At 34.8% G+C, this 25,354-nt stretch carries 22 protein-coding genes and 2 pseudogenes; 1 reads left to right on the top strand and 23 read right to left on the bottom strand.

Annotation, left to right across the window (positions count from 1 at the left end; genetic code table 11):
- Positions 1-53: 53 nt before the first annotated feature.
- The 17 genes and pseudogenes from HRT96_RS09865 to HRT96_RS09945 all read right to left on the bottom strand — a co-directional run bounded on the left by HRT96_RS09865 (position 54) and on the right by HRT96_RS09945 (position 19,843).
- A pseudogene (locus HRT96_RS09865) lies at positions 54-948 on the bottom strand (IS5 family transposase).
- Between the two features lie 357 nt (positions 949-1,305).
- Positions 1,306-1,725, bottom strand: a complete 420-nt coding sequence (locus HRT96_RS09870) for a MaoC family dehydratase (protein WP_293155689.1) — start codon at positions 1,723-1,725, stop codon at positions 1,306-1,308.
- Positions 1,726-2,182: 457 nt separating this feature from the next.
- Positions 2,183-3,286: a glycosyltransferase gene (locus tag HRT96_RS09875; protein ID WP_293155692.1), complete on the bottom strand. Its 1,104-nt coding sequence runs from the start codon at positions 3,284-3,286 to the stop codon at positions 2,183-2,185.
- Position 3,287: 1 nt separating this feature from the next.
- Entirely contained in the window at positions 3,288-4,196 is a 909-nt protein-coding gene (locus HRT96_RS09880) for a glycosyltransferase (protein WP_293155695.1), read from the bottom strand.
- Positions 4,193-5,029 (bottom strand): hypothetical protein, encoded by an 837-nt coding sequence (locus tag HRT96_RS09885; RefSeq protein WP_293155698.1) that lies wholly within the window; start codon positions 5,027-5,029, stop codon positions 4,193-4,195. Before HRT96_RS09885 ends, HRT96_RS09880 begins: the two co-directional genes overlap by 4 nt.
- A 70-nt stretch (positions 5,030-5,099) precedes the next feature.
- Positions 5,100-6,290: a hypothetical protein gene (locus HRT96_RS09890; RefSeq protein WP_293155701.1), complete on the bottom strand. Its 1,191-nt coding sequence runs from the start codon at positions 6,288-6,290 to the stop codon at positions 5,100-5,102.
- Positions 6,287-7,399 carry an acyltransferase gene (locus tag HRT96_RS09895; protein WP_293155704.1) on the bottom strand — a complete coding sequence of 371 codons (1,113 nt, stop codon included), beginning with the start codon at positions 7,397-7,399 and terminating at the stop codon, positions 6,287-6,289. Before HRT96_RS09895 ends, HRT96_RS09890 begins: the two co-directional genes overlap by 4 nt.
- An 803-nt stretch (positions 7,400-8,202) precedes the next feature.
- Positions 8,203-9,192 carry a glycosyltransferase gene (locus tag HRT96_RS09900; RefSeq protein ID WP_293155707.1) on the bottom strand — a complete coding sequence of 330 codons (990 nt, stop codon included), beginning with the start codon at positions 9,190-9,192 and terminating at the stop codon, positions 8,203-8,205.
- Entirely contained in the window at positions 9,189-10,661 is a 1,473-nt protein-coding gene (locus tag HRT96_RS09905) for a hypothetical protein (RefSeq protein WP_293155710.1), read from the bottom strand. The genes HRT96_RS09900 and HRT96_RS09905 overlap by 4 nt, the downstream gene beginning before the upstream one ends.
- Before the next feature lie 240 nt (positions 10,662-10,901).
- Positions 10,902-11,477, bottom strand: coding sequence for an acyltransferase (locus HRT96_RS09910; protein WP_293155713.1), 576 nt, complete (start codon positions 11,475-11,477; stop codon positions 10,902-10,904).
- A gap of 63 nt (positions 11,478-11,540) precedes the next feature.
- A pseudogene (locus HRT96_RS09915) lies at positions 11,541-11,730 on the bottom strand (ISAs1 family transposase); the annotation flags it as partial.
- A 916-nt stretch (positions 11,731-12,646) separates the two neighbouring features.
- Positions 12,647-13,762, bottom strand: a complete 1,116-nt coding sequence (locus HRT96_RS09920; protein ID WP_293155716.1) for a DegT/DnrJ/EryC1/StrS aminotransferase family protein — start codon at positions 13,760-13,762, stop codon at positions 12,647-12,649.
- Complete coding sequence (gene rfbA / locus HRT96_RS09925; protein ID WP_293155719.1) at positions 13,759-14,631, bottom strand: glucose-1-phosphate thymidylyltransferase RfbA; 873 nt, start codon at positions 14,629-14,631, stop codon at positions 13,759-13,761. Before rfbA ends, HRT96_RS09920 begins: the two co-directional genes overlap by 4 nt.
- A 1-nt stretch (position 14,632) precedes the next feature.
- The gene (rfbB, locus tag HRT96_RS09930) at positions 14,633-15,712 is read right to left on the bottom strand and encodes a dTDP-glucose 4,6-dehydratase (RefSeq protein ID WP_293155723.1); all 1,080 of its coding nucleotides are present in this window, start codon (positions 15,710-15,712) and stop codon (positions 14,633-14,635) included.
- 199 nt (positions 15,713-15,911) lie between these two features.
- The gene (locus tag HRT96_RS09935) at positions 15,912-18,101 is read right to left on the bottom strand and encodes a polysaccharide biosynthesis tyrosine autokinase (protein ID WP_293155726.1); all 2,190 of its coding nucleotides are present in this window, start codon (positions 18,099-18,101) and stop codon (positions 15,912-15,914) included.
- A 144-nt stretch (positions 18,102-18,245) separates the two neighbouring features.
- Positions 18,246-18,677, bottom strand: a complete 432-nt coding sequence (locus HRT96_RS09940; protein WP_293155729.1) for a protein tyrosine phosphatase — start codon at positions 18,675-18,677, stop codon at positions 18,246-18,248.
- Entirely contained in the window at positions 18,677-19,843 is a 1,167-nt protein-coding gene (locus HRT96_RS09945) for a polysaccharide export protein (RefSeq protein WP_293155732.1), read from the bottom strand. Before HRT96_RS09945 ends, HRT96_RS09940 begins: the two co-directional genes overlap by 1 nt.
- A gap of 279 nt (positions 19,844-20,122) precedes the next feature.
- Between HRT96_RS09945 and HRT96_RS09950 the strand changes: the two genes are divergently transcribed.
- Positions 20,123-20,338, top strand: coding sequence for a hypothetical protein (locus HRT96_RS09950; RefSeq protein WP_293155735.1), 216 nt, complete (start codon positions 20,123-20,125; stop codon positions 20,336-20,338).
- A gap of 404 nt (positions 20,339-20,742) precedes the next feature.
- On the opposite strand, the gene HRT96_RS09955 is transcribed toward HRT96_RS09950, so the two are convergent.
- The 6 genes from HRT96_RS09955 to hpt all read right to left on the bottom strand — a co-directional run bounded on the left by HRT96_RS09955 (position 20,743) and on the right by hpt (position 24,997).
- Positions 20,743-21,444: an SAM-dependent methyltransferase gene (locus HRT96_RS09955; protein ID WP_293155738.1), complete on the bottom strand. Its 702-nt coding sequence runs from the start codon at positions 21,442-21,444 to the stop codon at positions 20,743-20,745.
- Between the two features lie 199 nt (positions 21,445-21,643).
- Positions 21,644-21,937, bottom strand: a complete 294-nt coding sequence (locus HRT96_RS09960; RefSeq protein ID WP_293155740.1) for a type II toxin-antitoxin system YafO family toxin — start codon at positions 21,935-21,937, stop codon at positions 21,644-21,646.
- 37 nt (positions 21,938-21,974) lie between these two features.
- Positions 21,975-22,262, bottom strand: a complete 288-nt coding sequence (gene yafN, locus HRT96_RS09965; protein WP_293155743.1) for a type I toxin-antitoxin system antitoxin YafN — start codon at positions 22,260-22,262, stop codon at positions 21,975-21,977.
- A gap of 72 nt (positions 22,263-22,334) precedes the next feature.
- On the bottom strand, positions 22,335-23,105 hold the full coding sequence (locus HRT96_RS09970; protein ID WP_293133509.1) for an ABC transporter permease: 771 nt from the start codon (positions 23,103-23,105) through the stop codon (positions 22,335-22,337).
- Between the two features lie 147 nt (positions 23,106-23,252).
- Positions 23,253-24,179: an ABC transporter ATP-binding protein gene (locus tag HRT96_RS09975; protein WP_293155746.1), complete on the bottom strand. Its 927-nt coding sequence runs from the start codon at positions 24,177-24,179 to the stop codon at positions 23,253-23,255.
- Positions 24,180-24,463: 284 nt separating this feature from the next.
- Entirely contained in the window at positions 24,464-24,997 is a 534-nt protein-coding gene (gene hpt, locus HRT96_RS09980) for a hypoxanthine phosphoribosyltransferase (RefSeq protein WP_293133503.1), read from the bottom strand.
- Positions 24,998-25,354 lie beyond the last annotated feature (357 nt).

Here is a 25,354-nt window from a genome sequence, read left to right on the forward strand (position 1 = left end):
GCCTTGTTGATCAAATCAGTTAAAGGTTTTATCATCCCCTTTATTATTAAATTCTAAGTACTTGTGTTTCTTTCAGGCATACCCAGTCTAATGACTTTATTGATCGCTTTAACATTGGCATAGACTTCACCGACTTGAGCATTGTAAGACCGAAGTGATAAAGTTCCGCTTGTGAGCGTTTTATATCTATACATAGCCGTTTCCGATAACGATCTATCGTGGTAGCCAGTATCGACTTTCCACTGTTTCAGGCCACCCGCTTTGAGTGCTATTACAGCGTCATTTCTCGGATGTCCAGGTTCCCACAATCCAGCATTTTTTCGTGGTGGGATAAGTGGTTTTATCTTCTTTTTCTCAAGTGTTTTATGACACTTTTTTGTGTCGTACGCCCCATCACCTGAGACTTCTGAAATGCGTCGACGTAGTGGGTTGAGCAACGAAGGTAGTACTTCACTGTCACCAACATTAACAAGCGTCATTTCAGCAGAAATAATTTCATGAGTATCAACATCGACCGCCATGTTCGACGCTTTTCTCTGCCGTGCTTCTTAACCTTCCATTCGCCAAACACTTTAAGCCCGTTGAATCGATGGCGATATGTCGGATGGCACCTCTCGATGGGTTACGATATTTTATTTCAACCATTTTGGCTCGTTTACTTATGCTCGAATAATTGGGACTACGCAGTGGAACATTCATCAGAGAAAAAATGGAATCGATAAAGCCTTGTAATGAGCGTAATGGCAGAGAAAACACGCCTTTCACTATTAATGCAGTTTCAATCGCCACGTCAGAGAATTGAAATCCTCGACCACGCTTTCCGTGATGTTTAGTGCAAGTCCATGCCTCGATGGCAGATTCGTCTACCCAAAATGTAATTGAGCCACGTTGAGTTAACGCACGATTATACTCTGGCCAGTTTGTGATTTTGTTCTTCGACTTACCCATCAGATGAACCTTTTTAAATCCGTGATAATGATCGGATCACAAGATTTACGAAAGGTTCCCTAATTTAGTCAACAACGCCAGTTAAAGTTCTTATATATCAAGGTTGTTCATACATTTCCCTGTACACATATATGATTTACTTATGGCTTCTGCACCCAACACTTGAAATGCACCGGTGAACCTCTTTACTACGGCTTATTCTAAGCCTTCACAGGAAAAAATATCAATCAAATGAAGTGACAGCACATAACAATACTTTGCGGTAGCAAACGCTTAGTGTAGGTTATACTCAATTATACTGGCCGCGTTGATTCAGGTGCTGGTTACATAAAGTATTACCCCCCCCATTTTATTTTGTTAGATAGCTTTTGGGGGCATAACAGTTGCTACGCCTTCAATCACGATCACGCCGTTTTGATTAATACTTTGAGTCTTAAGCTTGACAATATTTTTATGGGTTATGATTTCATCTACGGTTACCTCAGCTCTTACAGTATCACCGATATACACAGGCGCTTTAAAGCGCAAATCCTGCCCTAAATAGATAGTCCCAGGACCAGGTAACTGCATGCCAAGTACAGCGGATGTCAGGCTTGACACCAAAATCCCGTGGGCAACTCGCGCACCGAAAACACTCTCTTTTCCCGCAATGTCACTGACATGCACAGGGTTAATATCTCCACTGATACCACAGAAAAGCTGAATATCAGCCTCTGTGATGGTTTTCTCAAAACTAGCTTTCTGGCCAAGACTTAATTGCTCAATTGTATAACTCATAATACTTACCTATCTATATCCGCTCTATTCCAAGATATCCAGATTCGAGCAGTTGAAAGTTATCATTAATTTGACTCGATAATGAGTCTCCAATTTCTGGTGATTAATTTTTAAAAGTGGGTTATTTTTATCTATTTTTTTGCTGTTGTGGACTTCCCAGCTTTCACTAGACCGTCTGTATGTGAATGACGCTTTTTAGGATTGTAAAACATTTCTATAACATTAAATAATTAAAAGAAACCCAATATCACAAACGAATGCAACGATTACGAAAAAGCTTAAATACGTTATCTCTTAAATAAAAATAGTACCTTGTAAACGATATACAGGTGTTGTGTATTTTTTTCAAAGTGTGAAACCTGTTTATCGGTATTTTTATCCAATCCTGATATTCCTTTCACCAATTCTGCGATAGATATATCAGAAAATTTACGATTAATAGAATAAGAAGGTTCAATCAATTTAAATAAGAACTATATGCTGAAATAAATTTAGATGTAGAAAATTTCTTCTGCATCAGTACGTTATCACATTCTAATGGCTTATAATTAGATTTGTTATTTATCATTTCATGTATACATACTTTCAATTGTTCAACATCACCTACATCATATAACATTCCTTTTCCTGGAACTCTTACAATTCCAGAACCATTAATTAACTTAGACTTAAATAGATCTCTAGGTCCTGAATCACAGTTAGAAGAAATAACAGGAATCCCACTTAACAATGACTCTAATATTGTCAACCCGAAAGTTTCAATTTCAGAAGCTGAAACAAGGCAATCAAATTTCAATAAGTGTGAGCTTATGTCACGAACAAAACCCAAAAAGAAAACACGATCATTAATACATAACTCTTGAGTTCTTTTTTTTAGAAAATCACTTTCATTTCCTGACCCTACTACATATAAATTAACTTTTTCAACGTAAGAAATAGCGGTCAAAATATCATCTATTCGTTTTAAACTAACAAGGCGGGCTATTACAATAAAATTAAAACTATCTTTTTTAAAATCAAAATTTAAATCATCTCCAATTAAGCTATTTTTTTTTGTGGTTGTCACTGGATTATAAATTAGAGTACTATTAATACCGTAGCTAGACATCTCTTTAACAAGCCCATCAGATACAACTATTACAGATGTACTTTTTTTATATAAAAATATCAATAGCTCACCATATAATCTTTTAAAAACATTCGGTGATTTAGTATAATAGGAAAGAAAACCGTGAATAACAACATGAGAATCATAATTAAAATAAAATGAACCAATAACATTAAATACATTTGAAAGATGTAAGTGGCTAATGACTCTCTGTGGATTTGACTTTTTTATAAGATTAAAATAGAAAAAAAACATAAAAAAAACATTTATAATTTTATTTTTTTTAACACCTCGTTCTAGTACTATTATTCTGTTAGTTTTTTTTATAAAAGTAAATGAATCAAATAGTGATACAAATATAGCTTTTTTCTTTAAATCAGAATATAGCAAAGAAAAAACTTTTTCCCCTCCACCATCAGAGAAACTATTACATACAAAAACATCTCTACTCATTTTATTTACCTAATAGTTTTGACTTTATAATTAAAATCATTTTATAAAAATGCATAGGTGAAAATAGACAACAAAAAATCAATGTTAATATGTGTCGATTAATTAATGCGTCAATAAATTTCACATGCATTTTTTCAAAAACTTTTTTTAAATATTTTTTTGACTTGAACATATTAATATTATTAGTCAAATTAACAAAGTTAATTATCTCACCTGACTTAAATAGGCTGTTGAGACTATAACGAATAATAGTTTGTTCCCAACCTTTTTTTAAAGATAATGATTCATTGGAAATCCTATAATAAAGCAACTTCTCAGGAATATTACCTATAGACTCACCCGACTGTAACAATCTAAATTGAAAATCAAGATCCTGTGAAGTTTTTAAATCATTATATTTATACTTTCTAAAAACTTCACTTTTAGCAAACCATGTAGGATGAAAACAAAGTGTTCTATATAATATAGGACATTTTAAGTCAATAGAGTTGTACTTTCCTTTAACCGATATTCCAACTCCGACCCGATTTCCAGAATTATCAATTTTAATAATATCAGAACCAATTAAACAAAGGTCATCATTTTCATTCAAATAAGATAACTGTTTCTTTACTCGATCAGGATGACATATATCATCAGCATCCATACGCATGACATAATCACCAGAAATCATATCTATTGCAACATTTAAAGAATTAGCTAATCCGATATTGTTTTCATTATGATGAATAATAAAATTTCCATCTAATTTTTTTAAAAAATCTTCAATAACTGGACTCAGATTAGGATTGTCAACTACAATAATAAATTCATAATCAAAACTTTCTAAAGATTTAACCGTTGAATTAATTGAGTCTTCGATATAACCCAAAGGTTCTTTATAAATAGCCATTAAAACCGATATTTTCATTTTCTCATAAACTCTCTTATAACTTTTGGGTGACACCCCTTAAATGTTAAAGTATCTTTCATTCGCTCACTAGAAGGTTGCTTTCGGTCTCCAACTTTATATGACTCATCGGCTCTACCACTATCTACTCTAAATTTATAGTGAAAATAATGACCAAAATCAAAGGTTTTTACCGTATTAGCATAAAATTTAAGTTTAAACAAACTAGCAATTTTTATATCTCTAGTTGGAAGAATAACGCTATTTTTCATGTGTTTATGTGGTAAGTTATTCCAATTTCGTTTTTCATAATGATCATTGTATTGATCAAAACCATTATTAAATGTCATTTCTTTTGCAATTAGTAGTTTGTACCCGCAGCTTGAGTTGATTGCTTCACGATAACCATAGATGAACTCATCAGAATAAAACTGGTCAGCATCATAAGTCATAAACCAAAAGTCATCGCCAAATTTATTTATACAATGCTCAAGCATTTTATTAAAGGTTACGGCTTGATTAAGTCTATATTTATCAGTAAACACACAGTGTCTAACTACCCAATATATATAAGCTAAGGAGAATTTCTTCTTAAGACCAAAAATTAAAAGTTTAAATAAAGACGTCAGTCTAGAACCTCTAATTGCAGAAAACATTAAACGATTTGATTGCTTAGAACAAAAATCAGAAATAGCTTCTCTTGTTCCATCATCAGATTTATTAACTCTGCTCTCATCAAAACAACCATCACAAATAATAGAAAAATCAGGTTTTATATTATCTATTTGTTTTAATGAACGCTCAATCCATTCGTCTTCATTCCAGTATGTTGCAAGTAAAACTAGTTTTGACATATTATTCCTATTTTTTAATTTTTAATTTTTAATTTTTAATCTTTAATCTTTAATCTTTAATCTTTAATCTTTAATCTTTAATCTTTATAAAATTATTTTGAACGGCCAACCAAATCATCAACAAACAATCTCCCAGTACTCTTGAGAATAAATAAGAACCTTTCATATTTGCTATAGACATTGCAATGAAAATAAAAATAATAAGTGTTTTTTCAGTTCTCGTATCCATTTTTACAAAAGTACCGATAAAAAGGTAAAAGTAAAGTGCGATATACAGTAATGTTGTAAATACTCCACTATACCACGTGATTCTAAAAATACTAACATCAGAGTTAACAGGGGATAGATCATTAGGAAGTGATGTACCTAGCAACATAGTCTTATCATCACTAGGTAACTGATAATGATTTTCCATCAAATCAGATGTTGAATTATCATGAAATGACCCACTTTCAATATAGTTATTTACATTAGCAAACATTTTATTAATTGTGCCTGAAAAGAATTCATTATCAGTAGCACTTAAGTAACCAAATAATAAGAATATAACAGTAGCAGGGACTATTACATAAAATATCTTATTCATTTTTAACATCAAATATAAATAATATAACATTCCAAAAAAAATAAACATATACATCGACGTTCTCGATGTTATAAAACAAGTAAAGCCTACAATAAAAAACAGAAGTAAAAAATGTATTTTTCTTTTAAAATAATAAAGATAAATTGATATTAGAGATCCAATAAATGAAAGCATACCTGAAATTGGATAACCAGCCATCAAACCAGGTTTACGGTATGGTGTTAGTGCATTTTCACCGGTATTAGGATTAAGAAGGAATGAATCAGTAACACCAGTCATATGAAATATATATTGAAGATAGATCACAACTGCATTAATTGTCGCTGATAATAGAATTATTTTAAAAATTTCAATCATAGTTATTTGTGATACCTGTATTATTACAGACATCAAAAATAATATTAATACAACCCTTGGTGGTTTAAACATGAATTGAGGGTCTATCGCATACCCTCCGTGAATAAAAAACAAGATTATGGTTAAAGCCCATAGAAATATAAAAATTAAAACAAAATAGATTACTTCCTTAGAAAAAACAACCAATGAACATTTATGTCCATACTTTATAACACAAAAAACAAATCCTATTAGCAGAGATAAAAATGAAAAATCCATTCCGCCTACATTCGGAAAAATAACAAATCCGACTAAAAATAAAGAAGTTACAATTTTCACCTAATAATCCTATAAAAAACATTTTTAAATGATAATATTTTATCTCTTCCTAGAATTTCTATGTATTTATTAGATAAAACTGACATAAATAATATTATACAAACAAGAAATATAATAAAAACATTATTAGTAATCACACCACCTAAATCGAGATACTTTATTCCATTATAATATACACTGAGGTTTTCACCTGATAATTTCTCAACAACGCTAATAGCAAAACTACTTGTTTGTAAAATGAAAGCATGCAACATATAAACAGAAAAAGACAAACTTCCTAATTTAACAAATAATTTATTCCTCAATACATTTGAAATTAAACCTTTTTCTTTAGAAAAGATAAGAACTATCATAGCAAAAAGTAAATAAGAAATTAATTCTCTATAAATAAAATGATTAGAAACAACATAGAACAACGTAATTAGTAAGAAAGCCTCAAGAACATTTGTAGTCATTGGTTTTAATATCAAATTTTGAGAGCAAGTAAATACTTTATATGTTAAAGCTCCAACAAAAAAACCAATAATACCTCGTAGTGCTTCATTAGGAATAATGGATATATCATAAATAATAAATGATAAAAATGGTAATAAAAACCATGTAAGTAATCTTAATTTAATTGTCATTTGTAATGTAAAGAAAAATATTAAATACAAGTAAAATTCAACACTTATACTCCAAGATGGATAATTGAAGCTTTCGTGAGGGAATACCTCTAACCAAGATTGCAGCAATAATAGGTTTGGTATAATATTATCCAAAGAATTCACCCCAGAAAATGGTTCATTATTAAATGAAAAACCATATTTAGTAGCAATAACCTTGAATAATTCCATCATAAAAAAAAGAAAAAATGTGAATAAATGTAACGGATAAACTCTTGCGAATCTAGAAACAAAAAAGTCTCCAAATGAATTGCAAATATTTACTCCATATCGGTGTGTTAAAACAAACCCACTTAATACAAAAAAGAAATCAACTAAAATAGCGCTTCCCCTAAAAAAGTCGATTTCAGAAAACCCACCCGATATATGCATATGAAACAGTGCTACAGATAAAGCACATAACCCACGAAAACTATCCAAAACTAAAAATCTTTTATATTTCATATACTTCCTATTACTTTTTCAGACACCTAAACCAATGTTTTTGATTAATTGTATGATCAATGTTTTACAATTAATTTTCAACACTTCTGAATAGTGTTGGAGCATTCTTCAAATTATTATTTTAAGTGCCTTAATAGCTTTTTCGAGAATGTCCATGTTCCCAATATTCAAACCTAACGTTGAAGTAGGCTGTGACATGACTTGATATCATACGAGCCATCAATCAATATTTTTTTATACATCTCTTCAAAGATTGAATAATGTGAAAATCACTTCATTATTAGCAAAGTTAACTAAGGATATTTCAGCGACTATAATATCATGCTTCTTGTTATCGAGAGCTAAGTGTAAATTACGCCAAGTACGGCGTTCTTCTTTGTCGTGTTTATAGGTTTTATATTCCCTTTATTGCTAGCTTTTAGGCCACTAGAATCAACGTCTGCATATACGACAGGTGAAAGCTCCGAATGTTCGCAGTAACACATTGAATGCACTATTGACAATCAGGGCGGTTTCAATGGCCATATCAGAGTAAATATAATCTCTACAACTATGCCATGATGTCCAGTACAGCACCAAGATTGAATCGTTACTCATCAATCCCGAAAGTCAGTATCCCCTAAATTAACAAATACCTTCTTATACAGGGACCAATTGATAATTTTACGTTTAGATTTATCCATAATGATATTTCTTATAATGCATTAAATTATCAGATTACACTAACAGCCCAATGTTCTATTTTTTAATTCATATAATTAGATGATAATTAGATGATAATTAGATGAATTAAAAATTTATATCTAACTTAGCAAATCCTTAAAAACATTATCCCAATCGTTTGCTCTAGTATTATGTCCCCAGTCTCTATGTATATCTATACGAATATTATTCGATAACTTATTAAGAAGTTCTTTATTATCATATAGTTCAATTATTTTTTCAGATATTGCTTCGATATTTCTATCTACAAATAATCCATTTTGATAATCTTTAATTATCTCACTCGCAAAACCTGTGTCAGTTGATATTGTTGGTATACCACAGGCTCCAGCATCAATAATAAAACCAGGGCCAGCATCTCCGATAGATGCATTTACCATTAAATCAACATTACTATAAAAAAGAGGAAGAGTTTTCATACTTCCACTCTGTCTCGTTATAAGTTTTATGTTTGGCCTTTTGGACTGGGCCAATTTAACAGCAGGCTCCACAAAATCAAAAAAACCTTTAAAGTTTCGATTAGGGTTACCAGTCCAACAAACATTAAAATCTAAGCTTTCTTTTTTATTAGATAATGGTTTAAATAGTTTAGTATCCGTAGCACCCGTTGCATAATAAACTGACTTGTAAAATTTTGAGTAGTAGTTAAAAATATTTTTATTACCTGCAATAATTCCATTCGTAGGTTCAATGTACCTTTCGATGAATTCTTTTTCATTGCCGTTAAAATCTACTGTTTTACCTGGTGGAAATGATTCAGTAAATATACCTTTCACTTGATAATCGAATGAAATTTTCATATCAAGTATTTCAGGAATAAACCACCATAAATATACTACAATATCATAATGTAAATTTTTATTATAATTTTCGTATATTTTTGCTTTTATCTTTCTTAAAGGCTGCTTTATTTTATAATCAAAATTTTGTAACTCCTTTTTTTTATGGTAATGAGCATAAATCTTATAAAAATTGTATTTATGGCCTAGTTCTTCTATTATATAATTAGCCATGTGATCATATGCCCAATTAGGCTTATCTGCGATCAATAATATATTAGGCTTGTTCATATTAACGCTCTCAATTTTTTCGGGATTATTTTAACCACTACAGAGTACTCTTGATCATTAAGAAATGTTGACTTCATCAATAATACTGCAGCATATAAAGACAATGGTAAAAAAATGATACTATATATTATTTTATTTATATCATTTAACATTAGAGATATTGACAATAAAAACACAACGTACAAAAAAACTTTTATATCAATGAAGTTAAATTCAATTCGTTTTTTGTATATTTTGTTAATAACAATCCAAAAAGATAGGACTGTCAAAAAAGTACTAGTCAGATTACCGATACCAATTACAAACTGTCCATATTCATGATAAGTAAGAATAATGAAAATATTTATTGCCGATAACAAATTCAACTTAAATACTAAATCAGATCTTTTTATTATATTTAAAAGTAGCAAATTCACATCAAAAAATGAAAGAAAAAAAACATTACCAAAAATAAACAGACTTAACACATAGCTATTTTCAACATATATATCGCCAAATGCTAAACCAATTACAGTTTTATACATAAATATAGAATAAATAATGGCCGGCACTAAATATATTACATTTATTTTAGATAATAAATTCAAACCGTCAAATATGATGTTATCGTCACCTGTTTTATTATATTTCCTGACATATTGGGGTACGATAAATCCACTAAAAACTTTGCTTGGAGTAAATGTTCTTATAACATTTGGTATTATCAATGCCATAGAGTAATAAGATACTTCAGTAAAACCAAATAAATATGACACTAAAATTATAGTTACTGCATTATCTCTTAAATAATTAACAATAGTAAATCCATAATTATTCCAAGCATGTCGATAAACCATTTTTGAATTTATATTTGTGACACATTTTTCTCTAACAACACTTGGGTAAACAAATAACACACCAGAAAATAAAATAAGAAATTCTATTGCTGCAGACAATGTATAATAAAAGACATATTTTTCAAAATTAACGTCTCTCATTAAAACAGCATACATAACAATACCAAACTGAATTACATATATTCCAATCCTAAAATACGTTAACATCAATCTTTTTGAAAAAGAACACAATATACTTTCTGAAAAAAAATATTTAAAAAAATTAAATATTATAATTAGAAATAAACACGTAATATTTATTTGGTTGTTTATTTTTATAAGACCATTTTCATATAGCAATAACATCACTAATATGGAAATAAAAAGAACTATCACGTGAATAACTGAAAAAATTAACAATTGACCATTAATCTTACCATACTCTCCCCTTGACAAATATTCTGGTATAAATCTAATGTTGGAAAAATTAAAACCTAACATAGCAAATAAAATAAACGTTGCAGAAAAACTCAACATATACTTATATAAACCATACTCAGAAGCATCAAAATTATTGACAAGAATATAAGTTGTAAACAAGCCAAAAAAAACTTGTAACATCCTTTCTAAATATATTATTACTAACTCTTTCACTATAATACCAAAATTATTTATATGATCTTAATGATCTTAAAAATTACTACATACTCATATAATTACGTCATGAAATATACGAAAGTAAATATATAAAATTACATAATTCCTATTGATAATACTCAGCTAAGTATATTTACAGAGACTGAATTATTTCAGTCAATAAAAATAATTTTAATTATCAAGTCTAAAAATAGAAATTATATACAATAAATAATTACATTATATATTGTAATCAATTTATTTATTATTTTTCTCATCAAGTAAATACTCATTTTCTTTTATCAAACAGCCTTTTCTTCGCTTTACTAATTTTTGTAATGGATTTCCGCCATAAATAAACCAAGAAGAACAAGACCCTTTGACTAAGCTTAGAGCTCCGATTGCGACTCCTTCACTAATATCAGCACCAGGAAGAACAATACTGCCTGCACCGATAATAGCGTGACGTCCAATAATTACATTTTTATGTTCCACTTTTGTATAATTTTGCGGTACAGTTGGATTCGTCATAGCATGACCTAAATAATCATCTGATGATGAATATATTGATACTCTAGATGACACACCTGAAAAGTCGCCAAGTTCGATACGAGCTTGACCTATTAATGAGGAAAAACACGCGATATGAACATTTCGACCTAAAATAATCCCCTCTTCGCCAGCTGAGATTACACAAAAATCATCAATTCTGACATTATCTCCAAGGACTATATTTTGAGGGTTATATATTGATACTTTATTTGATACTTTAACATTAACGCCTACTTTTTTTAATCCAAGGTTATAAAGTTCACTTCTCGAATAAAACCCCATATTATCCTCCTTATATTTAAAATACTCTTATTGAAAACAATTCATATTCACACTTGGGCAAGATTATGAAGATCCACTGTCACTAAGGACTCGCGATAGGTAATCGTTATGTCTTCCTACCTTTATTTTTTTCTTTTACTCCCGCTTTAAACGATTTATCTTCGTTCATACCTACATCGAGCAGATAGTGCCGTTGTAGTTAGATAGACCAATGTGAAGGCGTTGCTTCTAACAGCTCTTTCGCATTGAATTTCACTTAACCAATTTAATATTTATCGCAATATATCGAGGCACTGCATCACCAACTTACCCTATCTCTAGGTACCGATAATTTGGCCAGTATAATGTCGCTAAGCACTGAAGTATCTTGTGTTACGTTTCTGTTCGCCTGAGCACTTTTCTTTAATACTGCAGTATCGACACCAAGCAATTCAAAACTAAAGTAATCATTAAGGCTTGTTTAGTCGACCTTGGGCATCTTTAACAATTAAAATGTACTCTACATTCTTTGATAAGATCTTATTTTTACAGCTAATTGCATCCATTGTGATTAAACAACCACCAATATTCAACAAGTTAAGTCATTCAGTGATAGCCGTTATCTAGTTAAACTTTTCAGCCTAAACTAACACTACTCTATTCGCTGCACTAAAGGCGATAGACATGTGGTTCAAGCCTTTGCGCTTTGATTTATCGTTTTTCCATCGATATGTAGTCTCCTTTGCTGACGTCGGACACTTTTCATCCACGTAGCAAAAAAAACTGTAAAATCTCACCTGATATCATTAAAATAACACGCGTAATAGTATCCTGAACCGGAATAGCATTTTCAAAATCATCGTACTTTTTTAACCATTCAAGATGATCGATTCTTAAACCTTCAATCTATTCCCAATTTTCAGCTCCACCAATCACAGTTATAATTGTCAAAAAAATATCTAATAGCTTTTGGTTTATTTTCCAAGCTTGGCATCGATTGATAATTGGCTCAAAAGGCCTAAATCCGTTCACTTTTGTTACTCCCAAATGAGAGTACAGAACTGGCAATATTATTAATTAATAATATTGTCTAAAATGATTCACTTAGATTAATGCTTCCCCCTTTGAAGCCCTTGCCACATAAGGGTATTATGATCTTACTCTGGATATTAATCACTTTACTTTAGAAGTTAGGCTATATCTTTTTCAAGCTCTACGTTATTCAGCCCTACAGATATCGATTCTTTAATTATTTTAGATATCACAACAACCTGCATTTCACTTAAGCTTGTGTATAAGGGTAAACAAAGGATTCTTGATGATATATCCCTAGAACAATCACAACTGACTTGCGGTTGTAGATATTTAATGGTGTCTAAACTCGGATGAAAATATCGTCTAGGATGAACATTAATCAACTTTAATTTTTCTAGTATATCTAAAACTTGTTTTTCATTCTTTAATAATACCGGCATATAAGAAACACTTTCAGTACTTTTTGAATTCGTTATCTGAAAATCGACGAAGCCATTAAGTTCCGATTTATAGATTTCAATTAACTTTCGTTGTTGTTCTGTAATATAATCTATATCATCAAGAACACATAGACCCATCGCAGCTTCAAATTCATTCATTTTAGCATTAGTACCGACGTCACCAATTCTATCACTGCTTACAATTCCAAAATTAATTAACTCCCTTACTTTGTCTGCTACATCATCATCGTTAGTGATAACAGCACCACCTTCGATAGAATGAAACAATTTTGTAGCATGGAAACTAACGGTACTAATATCGCCATAATTAAATATACTTTTATTATTATATCTAATACCAAATGCATGAGCGGCATCGTAAATAACTTTTAGCTTATGCTTATCAGCTATTGCTTGTATTTTTTCTACTTCACACGCATTGCCAAATACATGTACTGGTAATATTGCTGATGTTTCAGATGTTATTTTCTGTTCAATAAGTTCAGGTACAATGTTAAATGTTTCTTTATTTATATCCGCAAAAATAGGGGTTAAACCTTCCCACACTAAAGTGCTTGTAGTTGCAATAAAACTAAAAGGTGTTGTAATAACTTCTCCCTTCAATTTCATTGCCTTATAGGCTAACTGCAGCGCTAATGACCCATTGGCTACAAGAATAAGATTCTTAACTCCTAAATGTTCTTTCAAGCGTTGCTCTAACTCTTGTACCAGAAAACCATTATTTGTTAACCAGCCCGACTCATAAATACGATCAACATATTTTTTATACTTATCTATAGGAGGCAAATAAGCTTTGGTTACTGGAATCATGATGTTTCCTCAACTAGGCTTAATAAATATTTACCATAGCTATTTTTACTCATTAATTTGCCACTTTTAATAATTTCACTACATGTTAGCCAACCATTTCTAAAAGCAATCTCTTCTAAACAGGCAATTTTGTACCCTTGACGTTTTTCTATTGTTTCTACAAATTGAGCAGCTTCCAATAAACTTTCATATGTACCAGTATCTAGCCAAGCAAATCCGCGACCTAACATTTCAACATTTAACATGTTTCGCTCCAGATACATTTGATTAATGCTAGTTATCTCAAGTTCCCCTCTTTCTGATGGTTTAACTTCTTTAGCAAATTTTATAACTTGATTGTCATAGAAATAAAGCCCTGTCACTGCATAATGACTTTTGGGATGTTTTGGTTTTTCTTCAATAGACAATACTCTACGGTTTTCATCAAATTCAACTACTCCAAAACGCTCTGGATCTTTCACTTGATAACCAAAAACTGTCGCACCATATTCCCGCTGTGTTGCAGCAATTAGTTTTGGGCTAAATGTCTGACCATAAAAAATATTATCGCCAAGAAGTAAGCAAACACTTTCCTCACCAATAAACTTTTCACCAATAATGAATGCTTGCGCTAGACCTTCTGGTTTTTCCTGTACAGCATATTCAAGCTGAATGCCATACTGGCTACCATCTCCCAATAAACGTTTAAAGCTTTCATTATCTTCAGGAGTTGTAATAATTAATATCTCACGAATCCCCGCCAGCATTAAAACTGAAAGTGGGTAATAAATCATCGGTTTATCATAAACGGGAAGTAGTTGCTTAGAAACACCCATTGTTATTGGATATAATCTAGAACCAGAACCTCCAGCAAGAATAATTCCTTTCATCTTATTTTTCCTTACTATTTTCAGATGCGCCTAGTCGTTCAAGACTATATGAACCATCTAGTACACGAGACCACCATGTTTTATTATTTAAATACCATTCAACTGTACTTCTAATACCTGATTCGAACGTTTCCTTTGGTGTCCAACCAAGTTCACGCTCAATCTTTGATGCATCTATTGCGTACCGAACATCATGTCCAGGTCGGTCTGTTACGTAAGTAATTAAATCTTGATAGTTAGTAACACCGTTTGGTTTATTTGGCACTAACTCTTCAAGTAAATTACAAATAGTTTTCACAACATCGATGTTTGCTTTCTCGTTATGACCACCAATATTGTAGGTTTCTCCTACCTCACCTTCAGTAACTACTTTATATAACGCACGAGCATGATCCTCAACAAACAGCCAGTCTCGGATCTGCATGCCATTACCATAAACAGGCAAAGGTTTACCCTCGACTGCATTTAAAATAACTAACGGGATTAGTTTTTCAGGGAAATGGTAAGGGCCATAGTTATTCGAGCAATTAGTTACCAAGGTTGGTAGACCATAGGTTCGCTGCCATGCGCGAACTAAATGGTCACTTGATGCTTTTGACGCTGAATAAGGGCTACTTGGTTCATATGATGTTGTTTCTGTAAATAAGTCATCCGTTCCTTCTAAATCGCCATATACTTCATCAGTAGAGATATGGTGGAAACGAAATGCATCCTTACGAATTTTTTCAAGCTTATTCCAGTAAGAACGTGTCGCTTCAAGTAAGGTATACGTACCAACAATGTTGGTTTCAATAAATGCTGCGGGACCATCAATTGAACGGTCTACATGCGACTCTGCTGCCAAGTGCATTACGGCATCAGGCTGATATTCCGAAAACACTCTATCTAGCTCTTCACGGCTGCAAATATCGACTTGTTCAAACACATAGCGGTCATTGTTTTCAATATCAACTAATGACTCTAAGTTGCCAGCATAGGTTAATTTATCTACATTGATGATACTGTCATTTGTGTTGTTGATAACATGACGAATAACAGCTGAGCCGATAAAACCAGCACCGCCAGTAACGAGGATTTTCATACTTTTCTCTTGTATTAAATTCTAAAATTAACTCACGAAAGCGAGTATATAAATGAAGATTAACTGATATTATTCATTTTTATATCTCAGTGATGTTTATACCACTGAGACATATTTTATCTATTTTGAGACATTCCATATCGGACAATCCCTTGTACAGCCTAGCTATTACGGGTTTTTAGTAACAGGCCCCAATAGGTTATGATTTATCACTCTCGTAGCTATAGTTATAATAACCATACCCATAAGACGCACTGGCTTTCTTCTCAACCGCATTCAGAATAAAGCCTTTCACTTCAATCCCAGCCATTTCAAAGCGATGCCTTGCAACTTCAATTTCTTTTACCGAATTCTGACCAAAGCGGCCGACCATTAAGGTTGTGCCCACCAATGCGCCAACAATGCTTGGGTCTGTTACTGCCAGTACCGGTGGTGTATCAATCAACACTAAATCATATTCACTTGATGCCCAAGTGATAAAGTCAGCAAAGCGTGGGTGCATTAATAGTTCAGACGGGTTCGGTGGTACTTGCCCACGAGTAATAATATCGAGGTTGTCAATACCTGATGTTTTGATCACATCTTTGGGTTCTAATTTACCCGACAGCATTTCTGATAAACCGTTCTCCCAGGCCAGATTAAAGTGGCGCTGTAGGTAACCTTTACGCATGTCACCATCGACCAGCAGTACTTTTTGCCCCGTTTTTGCAATCACAGCCGCAAAGTTAACCGATACAAATGACTTACCAATGCCAGGTGCCGGACCCGAGATCATCACTACATTGTTTTTCGCTTCCATCATGGCAAAGTGCATGCTGGTACGTAGGCCACGTAATGCTTCAATCGCTAAATCCGCTGGGTTAGATTCTGCTAACAAGGTTTCATGTAATTCAAAATGCTTCTTACGCTTATTGTGCTTAACCTTAACGTCCATCTCAGCTTGCCAATCTGACATTGGGATGCTGGCATAAACGGGTAGCCCTAATGCTTCAATCTCATCCGGGTTTTCGACCCCTTTATGCAACGCAGCGCGCACCAACACAACAGCTACCGCTAACATGGCACCCAGTAACGTCGCTAATACTACAATCAGTGACTTTTTCGGTTTAACCGCGTTGCTATACGCTTGTGCTTTATCGAGAATACGTACATTACCTACGGTACCGGCTTTTAAAATATTCAGCTCTTGCACCTTGTTTAATAACTGAATATAAATCTGTTGATTCACTTCAACATCACGCTTCATGCGCAATACGTCACGCTGGGTTCTTGGTAATTTTTGAACTTGTGCATTCAGCTCGTTTTGTTTCGCCAATAACACTTGGCGTTTATCTAACAGCGATTTATAAGCCGGATGATCCTTGGTAAAACGTTGGCTTATTTCACTTTCTTTAAAGGTTAACTCGTTTAACTTTGACTCTAACGCCACCATCACTTTTAAGGTAGATGCGGCTTCTAAGCCTAAGTCGATTGAGTCGTTGTCTTGGCGAAAACGGTTCAGCCTATCTTCAGCCGCGGTTAACTCAATTTTAATGTTGGGTAAATGACCTTGTAAAAATGCCAGGCTTTTTTCTGCTTCTGCCGAATTACGTTGTACATTTTGTAAGAAGTAGTTTTGACTTATATCATTCAGAATATCTTCAATTAAGGTTTTATCTTCACCATTGAATGACAGTTGCAAAATACCAGTTTGTTTACCACGTTCGCTTACCGATAAATCCCGCTGTAGCCATTGAATGGCATCGAGTTTAGATTGTTTAATTACCGAAAACTCATCGGCGTTGTTACCCACCAAGGCTTGCACAAATAAACGATAATCATTGCTTTGGGCTAATTCACCCACAACACCGGATAAAATCTTGCGCTCATTACCGTCATATAATGAATAAGCACCGTTACTGGCATCATCAATGATTAGAGTAAATGCCGGTGAAGCATAACTTGGAATTTCAAAACGGCTAATGACGATGTCATTCTGTTGACCGCTCATACGTGCTAGCCCTTTACCGACCACAGGCAGGTATTTAGGCACACCAAACGTGGTTAAATTGAGTTTTTCAACGGTTTGGCTTAAGATCATACGGGATTTAATGATCTCAATTTCGGTAGACGAAGAAGACTCACTGGAAAACATATCGCCCATGTCACCAACAAGGGCAGACATACCACTACTTTTTTGTTCGACTTGGATCAAGGCATCAGCTTTATAAATCGGTGTCGCTAATAACGCATAACTAATACCAAATACAGCAAAGATAATGGTAACAGCAATAATGCTCCAACCCGCATCGAGTAATATGCCGAATAACTTGCCTAAATCGATTTCGTCCGCATCACCGCTTGGTGACGCCTGCGATTTGTTGCTCTGATTAAGAGTATTGCTGTTCATAATAGTGATCTAATTCCAATGTTTAAATTTAAGCGCTAAAAAGCGAGATTGTTGAGCAATCTCGCTTTACTAACATATCTTGTATTAAGCTAATTGCTTTTAACCTAGCTGCGATTAACCTAGCTACTCTTAGCCGAGTTACTTTTAACCTAGTTTTTGGGCCCAAGCTTTTGCCGAGGCTTCAATCAGCTTGTAAGCATGATCAAACGCTTCTTTACGCTGGCGGTACGGGTCAGGAATGTCTTGCTTTTGCAGCCACTGACTAAACAACATGGTTTTACCACGTGCTTCTGGGGCAATATTTGTTACCGCGTTGATATGCCCTTGTTCCATGACTAAGATCAAATCAAACTCACGACACAAGGCCGAGGTTAACTGCCGGCCTTGATGACCCGCTAAACTAATACCGTGTTCCTCTGCAACCTGGCAAGCCAGTTTATCCGCAGGTTTACCCACCAGAGCGCCAACACCGGCAGACTCCACATTTTTATTTGGTAATAACGACTTAAGTAAATACTCGCCTGATGGTGAGCGGCAAATATTACCCACGCACACCACTAAAATATTATTAAACATTACCAGCTCCTCACTCGACTAATGCCTTCAGTAATTTCATTAAACCCTGAGATAGTTGGTAATATCTGACCAATCACACGGTTCCAGCGGGTAATAGGTGCCGCAGTTACATAAACTATATCATAAGGCTGTAATTCAAATTCAGTACCGATAACCAGCGCCGCCGCATTACTAATGTCTAATTGATAAATGTCGGCAATGGTCGTCTTTTTAGCCTGACCAGTATCTGTTGCTACACTATTTGTTGCTACAGTCGCTCGGTTAGCACGGACCACAAAGATACCAGTCGCATCTGCAGCCAGTTGATTAATACCACCTACGCTACTTAATGCTTCGGTAAGGCTCATGCCAGCGCGGTCAATTTTTAATAATTTAGGTTCGTTTACTTCGCCCATTACAAACACTTTTTGGCCATCGTTACGTGGCACATGCACAATATCACCCGGGACTAACAAACGGTTTTGAGTTAAATCACCACGTTGCATCAAGGCATGTAAAGACAATTTTTGCTCAACACCTTGACGGGTTAAGGTGACATTACGCCAGTCGGCATCTTCCGCCAAACCACCGGCATTGTTGACCGCATCAAGTAGTGTTAATGGCACATTAGTAATAAATTGTTGACCAGGCTCATTAACCTCACCGGTAATGTAGGCTTTTTTCGAGCGGAATGCGGCAACGTTAACGTCAACCTGAGGGGTTTCAATATACTTGGCTAGTTTTTTGGTTAACATGGCGCGAATTTCAACCACGGTTTTACCTGCGACCGGCACAAAGCCAATATAGGGATAAAAAATAGTACCGTCGGCATGTACCCAGTTACCCGATTCACTGGCACTACGGTAAGAGCCTGCTGGAATAGTTAATTCAGGGTGGTCCCAAATTGTCACATTTAAAATGTCACCCGCACCAACCCGGTATTCATAAACGGCTAATTTGGCATCTAATTCAGGATTAATTCGCGCACTCAGACGTGGGGCTTTATAACTGGCCATCTTGTCGGCCGTTAACGGATACACATTAACCCGTTCTAAAATATCCACCGTTTCAGTATTATTTGCAGAATCATTCGTATCGTCTAAATTTAGGTAAGCGCCTGGAACGGTACAGCCAGCCAAGATTACCGGTAAGGCAACCGCCACCAGCAATTTTTTATAATGCTTCATATGATCCATTTTTTATTTTTAAAATTGGCGGAATTATACCGCGATGATGAGAACATAACTAAAGTGAGCAAAGCAACGAGACACTAATCACGTTTACAGGTCTCTATTTCCACTTTTATTTTATTCTATTTTAACTAAATATGTTACTTTAGCCATATGCATATTTACGTATATGCGTTAACGGCCTCAAGCTTACACTTCAACTTGTATAGTTAAGCATAAAAAGTACAACAATGAGGTGATTTTCAATGTCAACGCAATACACAATAGAGAGCTTTTATGTTCAGACGTTATGCCATTTTCACTAACAAGTTCCCGATGTTACATAATATAAACTTAATGATCGTTATATTCGTCATGCTGGTAAGTGTTTATCAATTAGTTGAAAATGAACAGCTAGTCTATGCGAACGGTATCGCCTTCGCGTTATTATCGGTGGTCATGTTTGCGCGTGCATCTGATTATAAACGTAAATTTTTAGCGACGAATAAATAGCTTATTGTTAAAAAATGCACGCTACCGCCCTAAGGTAGCAGTACCCCAAGACCGATATTTTTCGCCAATTGTTCATTTCAAGCCAAAATAAAAAGAGTATTAGATAGTATGAATTTCTATCTAATTACTCTTCTTGAATTCAACTTATAAAGTCCGCGCAATATTCGCACAAATAATAAGGTTGAGCAAGTAATGAACATACTCATTATTAGCTATATCTCACAACTATGAAATATAATAAATAAAATTAAAAATAAACATAAAACCACAGATTTAATTACACTTTAATTTGGTTTATGCGCAAAAAAACAGCTATCACTTGATATTGGCAGGTCGTCAACATTAAACATGTAAGCATTTGTAAGAAATACACATACACCCACTTCATAGTTTGCCTATCATGTTCATAAATCAGCCAATAATTGCCATGAGGTTTGACCACTCGCCCAATATTTACGTTCAAACGGCGTTGTTGCTTCTGCTGCCGTATAAGTCTGTAATTCACTCTTAACCTTCGCCAACGCCAACGCACGTTGAAACTCTTGCAAGTACAACGCCCAGTTACTGCGCAGCTCTAATTCACCACCCAATGCTAAGATAGACGGGAATACTGCGGCACCATGCCAGCGACGTTGTAAATGTTTGGCTTTTGGCCAAGGGTTTGGATATAAAATGTAGTGCTTGTGTAACAGCCAACCGGCATCAACCGCTAAACGCCATAGATCGTTTAAATCAACCTGGAATAAATGATAAACCTGACCATCGACTTGGTGCGCATGACGGTGCTGGTCGTTACGATCTAACCGGTCTGCCGATTTATCCATACCAAACACTAAACAGTCAGGATGCAGCTGTGCGATCTTGGCGGTGCTTTCACCCACACCACAGCAAGAATCAAAGATGATTGGACGCGGATCGGCCGCAACAATCGCTTGCATCTGTTTAAAGGCTTCAACAGTATGCTGGCGATACGGTTTACGGAATTTGTGCTTAAGATGTTTTAATACCACTTCATCCAGATGCTCGTTCAAGCCTGTTTGGTTGGTGGTGATCTCGCGAGAGTTGCCAGCGGCTTCGTCTTGCATTGCTTGTTGTTCAGTATTCATTTTTATTACCGATTTTAAATATTAGTGATGACCCCAGCTTCCCTTTCAAAAAAGCTAAGAGCCGACCCCCTACCTCCCCCTATTCTTTATTAATAAAAAGTAAGGGGTGGGCTAGGGAGGGCTTTATATATTTTCAGAATTTACGTCTAAAGTTTTCCGCCATTATAGCTATTTTAAACATAACTTGGTTATTTCTAGCCTACTCATGAGCATTCGGAGATAAGATCGCGATTAATAAGTAACAATTTTCATCCACTCCACCTTGGCAATAGACTAGATGTGTATCACTGGTTCTATAAAATTGCAGTTTATTTACCTGCCATTTCATATCCTCATCAAGTAAATGGATATGCCGTACATCTTCATTCTTTAATGTCGGCATCGTATTGGGATGATCATAAGGAACATCACGGCCAAAGGTATCAGGTAACTGACCTGTTAATTTATAGAGCTTAAAATCACTGACAAGCGAACTAAGCTCTGATTCATTCAATTACTCAATTAAAGGTCTCGATTTAAAGATGCGAATATTATTCGATAAATTCATTTAAATCATCATCGCTAGCTGCAAGTAAATACTCTTCGTTTAATACTGCGAGCTCTTTCAACCTATCTTTAGATAAGCGGAACTTAGCTTGAATTAATTTACTATCAATCAGCTCCAGCATACTCTCAAACATGTCTTTACTTACCATATAACCAGCCGTTTTATTATTCGACAGTACTGCAACAGGCTCTTCTATGAAGTACTGACACGGGTTTTTTCTAACGTCAGTGACTGATACGGTTTTTTCAGCATAAATTGTTTGGATTGTCATAACTACACGCCCCTGCATGATGTGTACTTAATTATGTACTAAATAAAACATTTGCAAAGGTATAGATGTGTTTTAACTTCTTAGCCCTACCCCTTTACTGATCAAGCGGTATACCAATGCATAAAGCACAGCGATAAAACCGATGATGACAGCAAATGAATAGAATAATGGGATGTTGTCGATACCTAAGAAACCATTACGGAATGCACTGACCATATAAATGATTGGATTCACGTGTGAAATGGTTTCCCATACTGGTGGTAACAGTGACGTTGAATAAAACACCCCGCCTAAATAGGTTAACGGCGTTAATACAAACGTGGGGATAATAGAAATATCGTCAAAGCTTTTGGCAAAAATAGCATTTAATAAACCCGCTAATGAAAACAAGATCGACGTAAGTAATAACGTAGCCACGATCACGACTATGCTGTGTATTTGCAAGGGTACAAAAAACAGTGATACGCAAGTCACGATAAAACCGACTAATAAGCCGCGGGTAACACCGCCACCGACATAACCGGCAATAATGATATAAGTCGGTACCGGCGATACTAATAACTCTTCAATATTGCCTTGAAACTTAGCGCTGTAAAACGACGAGGCCACATTCGAATACGAGTTGGTGATCACCGACATCATGATCAAGCCAGGAACGATAAACGCCATGTAGCTAAAGCCTTCCATCTGCCCGACGCGAGAACCGATCAGGTTACCGAAAATGACAAAATATAACGACATGGTGATCGCTGGCGGTACTAAGGTTTGCACCCAAATACGGGTAAAACGGGTGATCTCTTTATTCAGAATACTGTTAAACGCAATTAAATAATTTTGTTTCATTTTAACTAACCTACTCAAATATGGTGCAAACGGCGATACAAATTAGTGGAGAGTTAAATAAAGAAAGACAACTGTTGTTGGCATGGATGCCAACGCAAGCCCCCATGGATGGGTTTACGGCGAGCTCTCGTCTTTACTTAACTCGTGTTAATCTTGAGCTTGACGCCCCTGATCCACGATATCCATAAACAGCGCTTCTAAACGATTCTCTTTATTACGAATACCTTGTATCTGAATATTCATCGTCGCTAATTGCGCAAATAACGAATTCAAACCACGACTCTTCGCCACATCCACTTCTAAGGTATGATCATCCAATAATCGACAGCTGTAACCCTCTAACTCAGGTTTAACTAATTGGCTGTTGATATCTAGCAGGTAGGTCTCACTATTTAGCTTAGATAATAGCGTTTTCATCGAGGTATTCTCAATCAACAGACCTTTATCAATAATACCGATATTACGGCACAGCATTTCTGCTTCTTCTAAATAATGGGTGGTCAGAATAATAGTAATACCCTGCTCATTCTTACGTTTCAAGAATTCCCACATGGTACGGCGTAACTCAATATCAACACCTGCAGTCGGTTCATCTAAAATAAGCAATTGTGGGTTATGTACCAACGCCCGCGCGATCATTAATCGACGCTTCATGCCACCAGATAAATTACGCGCCGTTTCATGGCGTTTATCCCATAACTCCAGTTGTTTCAATAATGCTTCACAGCGAATTAAGGCTTCTTTACGTGGTACACCGTAATAACCCGCTTGATTGACGATAATATTCTCAACCTTTTCAAACGGATTAAAATTAAACTCTTGTGGTACTAAACCAATATGGCTCTTTGCCGCTTCAAGGTCTGTATCAATATCATACCCGAAGATCTTTACTTGCCCGGCGGTTTTATTGACCAGTGAGCTCATCACCCCGATAGTCGTCGACTTACCCGCACCGTTAGGCCCTAATAGCGCATAGAAATCGCCTTTAGCTACCGTCAGATCTATACGTTTAACGGCTTCAACACCGCCTTTATAGACTTTACGTAAACCTTTTATTTCAAGTGCTAACGTCATGTGATGAATAGATCCAGTGAAGAATGGGAGATGAATTATACTGGAATGGTGTAGAAATGCGAGGGTGAACTCTTAACCCTCCCTGTAATCATGGCTCTAAAACTTAAAGACGAGTAAAACGATAACTTAAGAGAGTCGCTTAAAGTAAGATCAGCGGTTGCTGGCAGGGATGCCAGCCCAAGCCTACACGGATGTATTTACGGCGAGCTGAACGGTCTTTAAACGACTCGACCAACAAGTACCAACGCTGGTCTTAGAGTTAGAGTTAGAGTTAGAGTTAGAGTTTAACCTTCTAACGGTACCACTTTACCTACGTAAGGTAAGTTACGGTATTTTTGACCGTAGTCGATACCATAACCAACCACGAATTCATCAGGGATCTCAAAACCAACCCAGTCAACCGGTACATTCACTTCACGACGAGACGGTTTGTCTAATAGTGTGGTAATTGTGATTGATTTAGGATCGCGCAGTTCCAGCATGGTTTTAATCTTGCTTAACGTGAAACCAGTATCAATGATGTCTTCAACGATAAGTACATCTTTACCTTTAATGTCGCTATCTAAGTCTTTTAAGATACGCACATCGCGGTTACTTTCCATTGAGTTACCGTAGCTTGATACTGTCATGAAATCTAATTCAACCGGTAAGTTAATGTGACGACACAGATCCGACATATAAATAACCGAACCACGTAATAAACAAACAATGATTAGCGTCTCTGTATCTTTATAATGCGTTTCAATTTGCGTTGCTAACTCTTTTACTTTTGCTTGCACGTCAGCTTCAGTGATCATCACTTCAACAGTGTGTTTCATGTTAATTTCTCCAAACGATTTCAGTACCACCAGCATATTTAACCGGAAAAATACTAATATCTAAAAATGTATGCCCAAAAATAGTCAATAAAAAAGAATGTTATCTTTAAAGTCGATATTTAAAAACTGTAATCATAGCGCTATATATTGCGCATAGTTTAACAGCCTAATAGCGATAGTCGAAATAGTTTCATTAAAATCCATTGAATTTGTAGTGATTAGCATGCTCAACACTGCACCTTAAAAATGTGATTAGTTTCACATTACAGTTGAACTTGGTGTCAGCCTAATGATAACCTTAACAATAAACTAACATTTAACTTTTTTATTAATCGTTTATTATTCATCATTTATTAT

The organism is Moritella sp., from assembly GCF_013215705.1.
Taxonomy (GTDB): domain Bacteria; phylum Pseudomonadota; class Gammaproteobacteria; order Enterobacterales; family Moritellaceae; genus Moritella.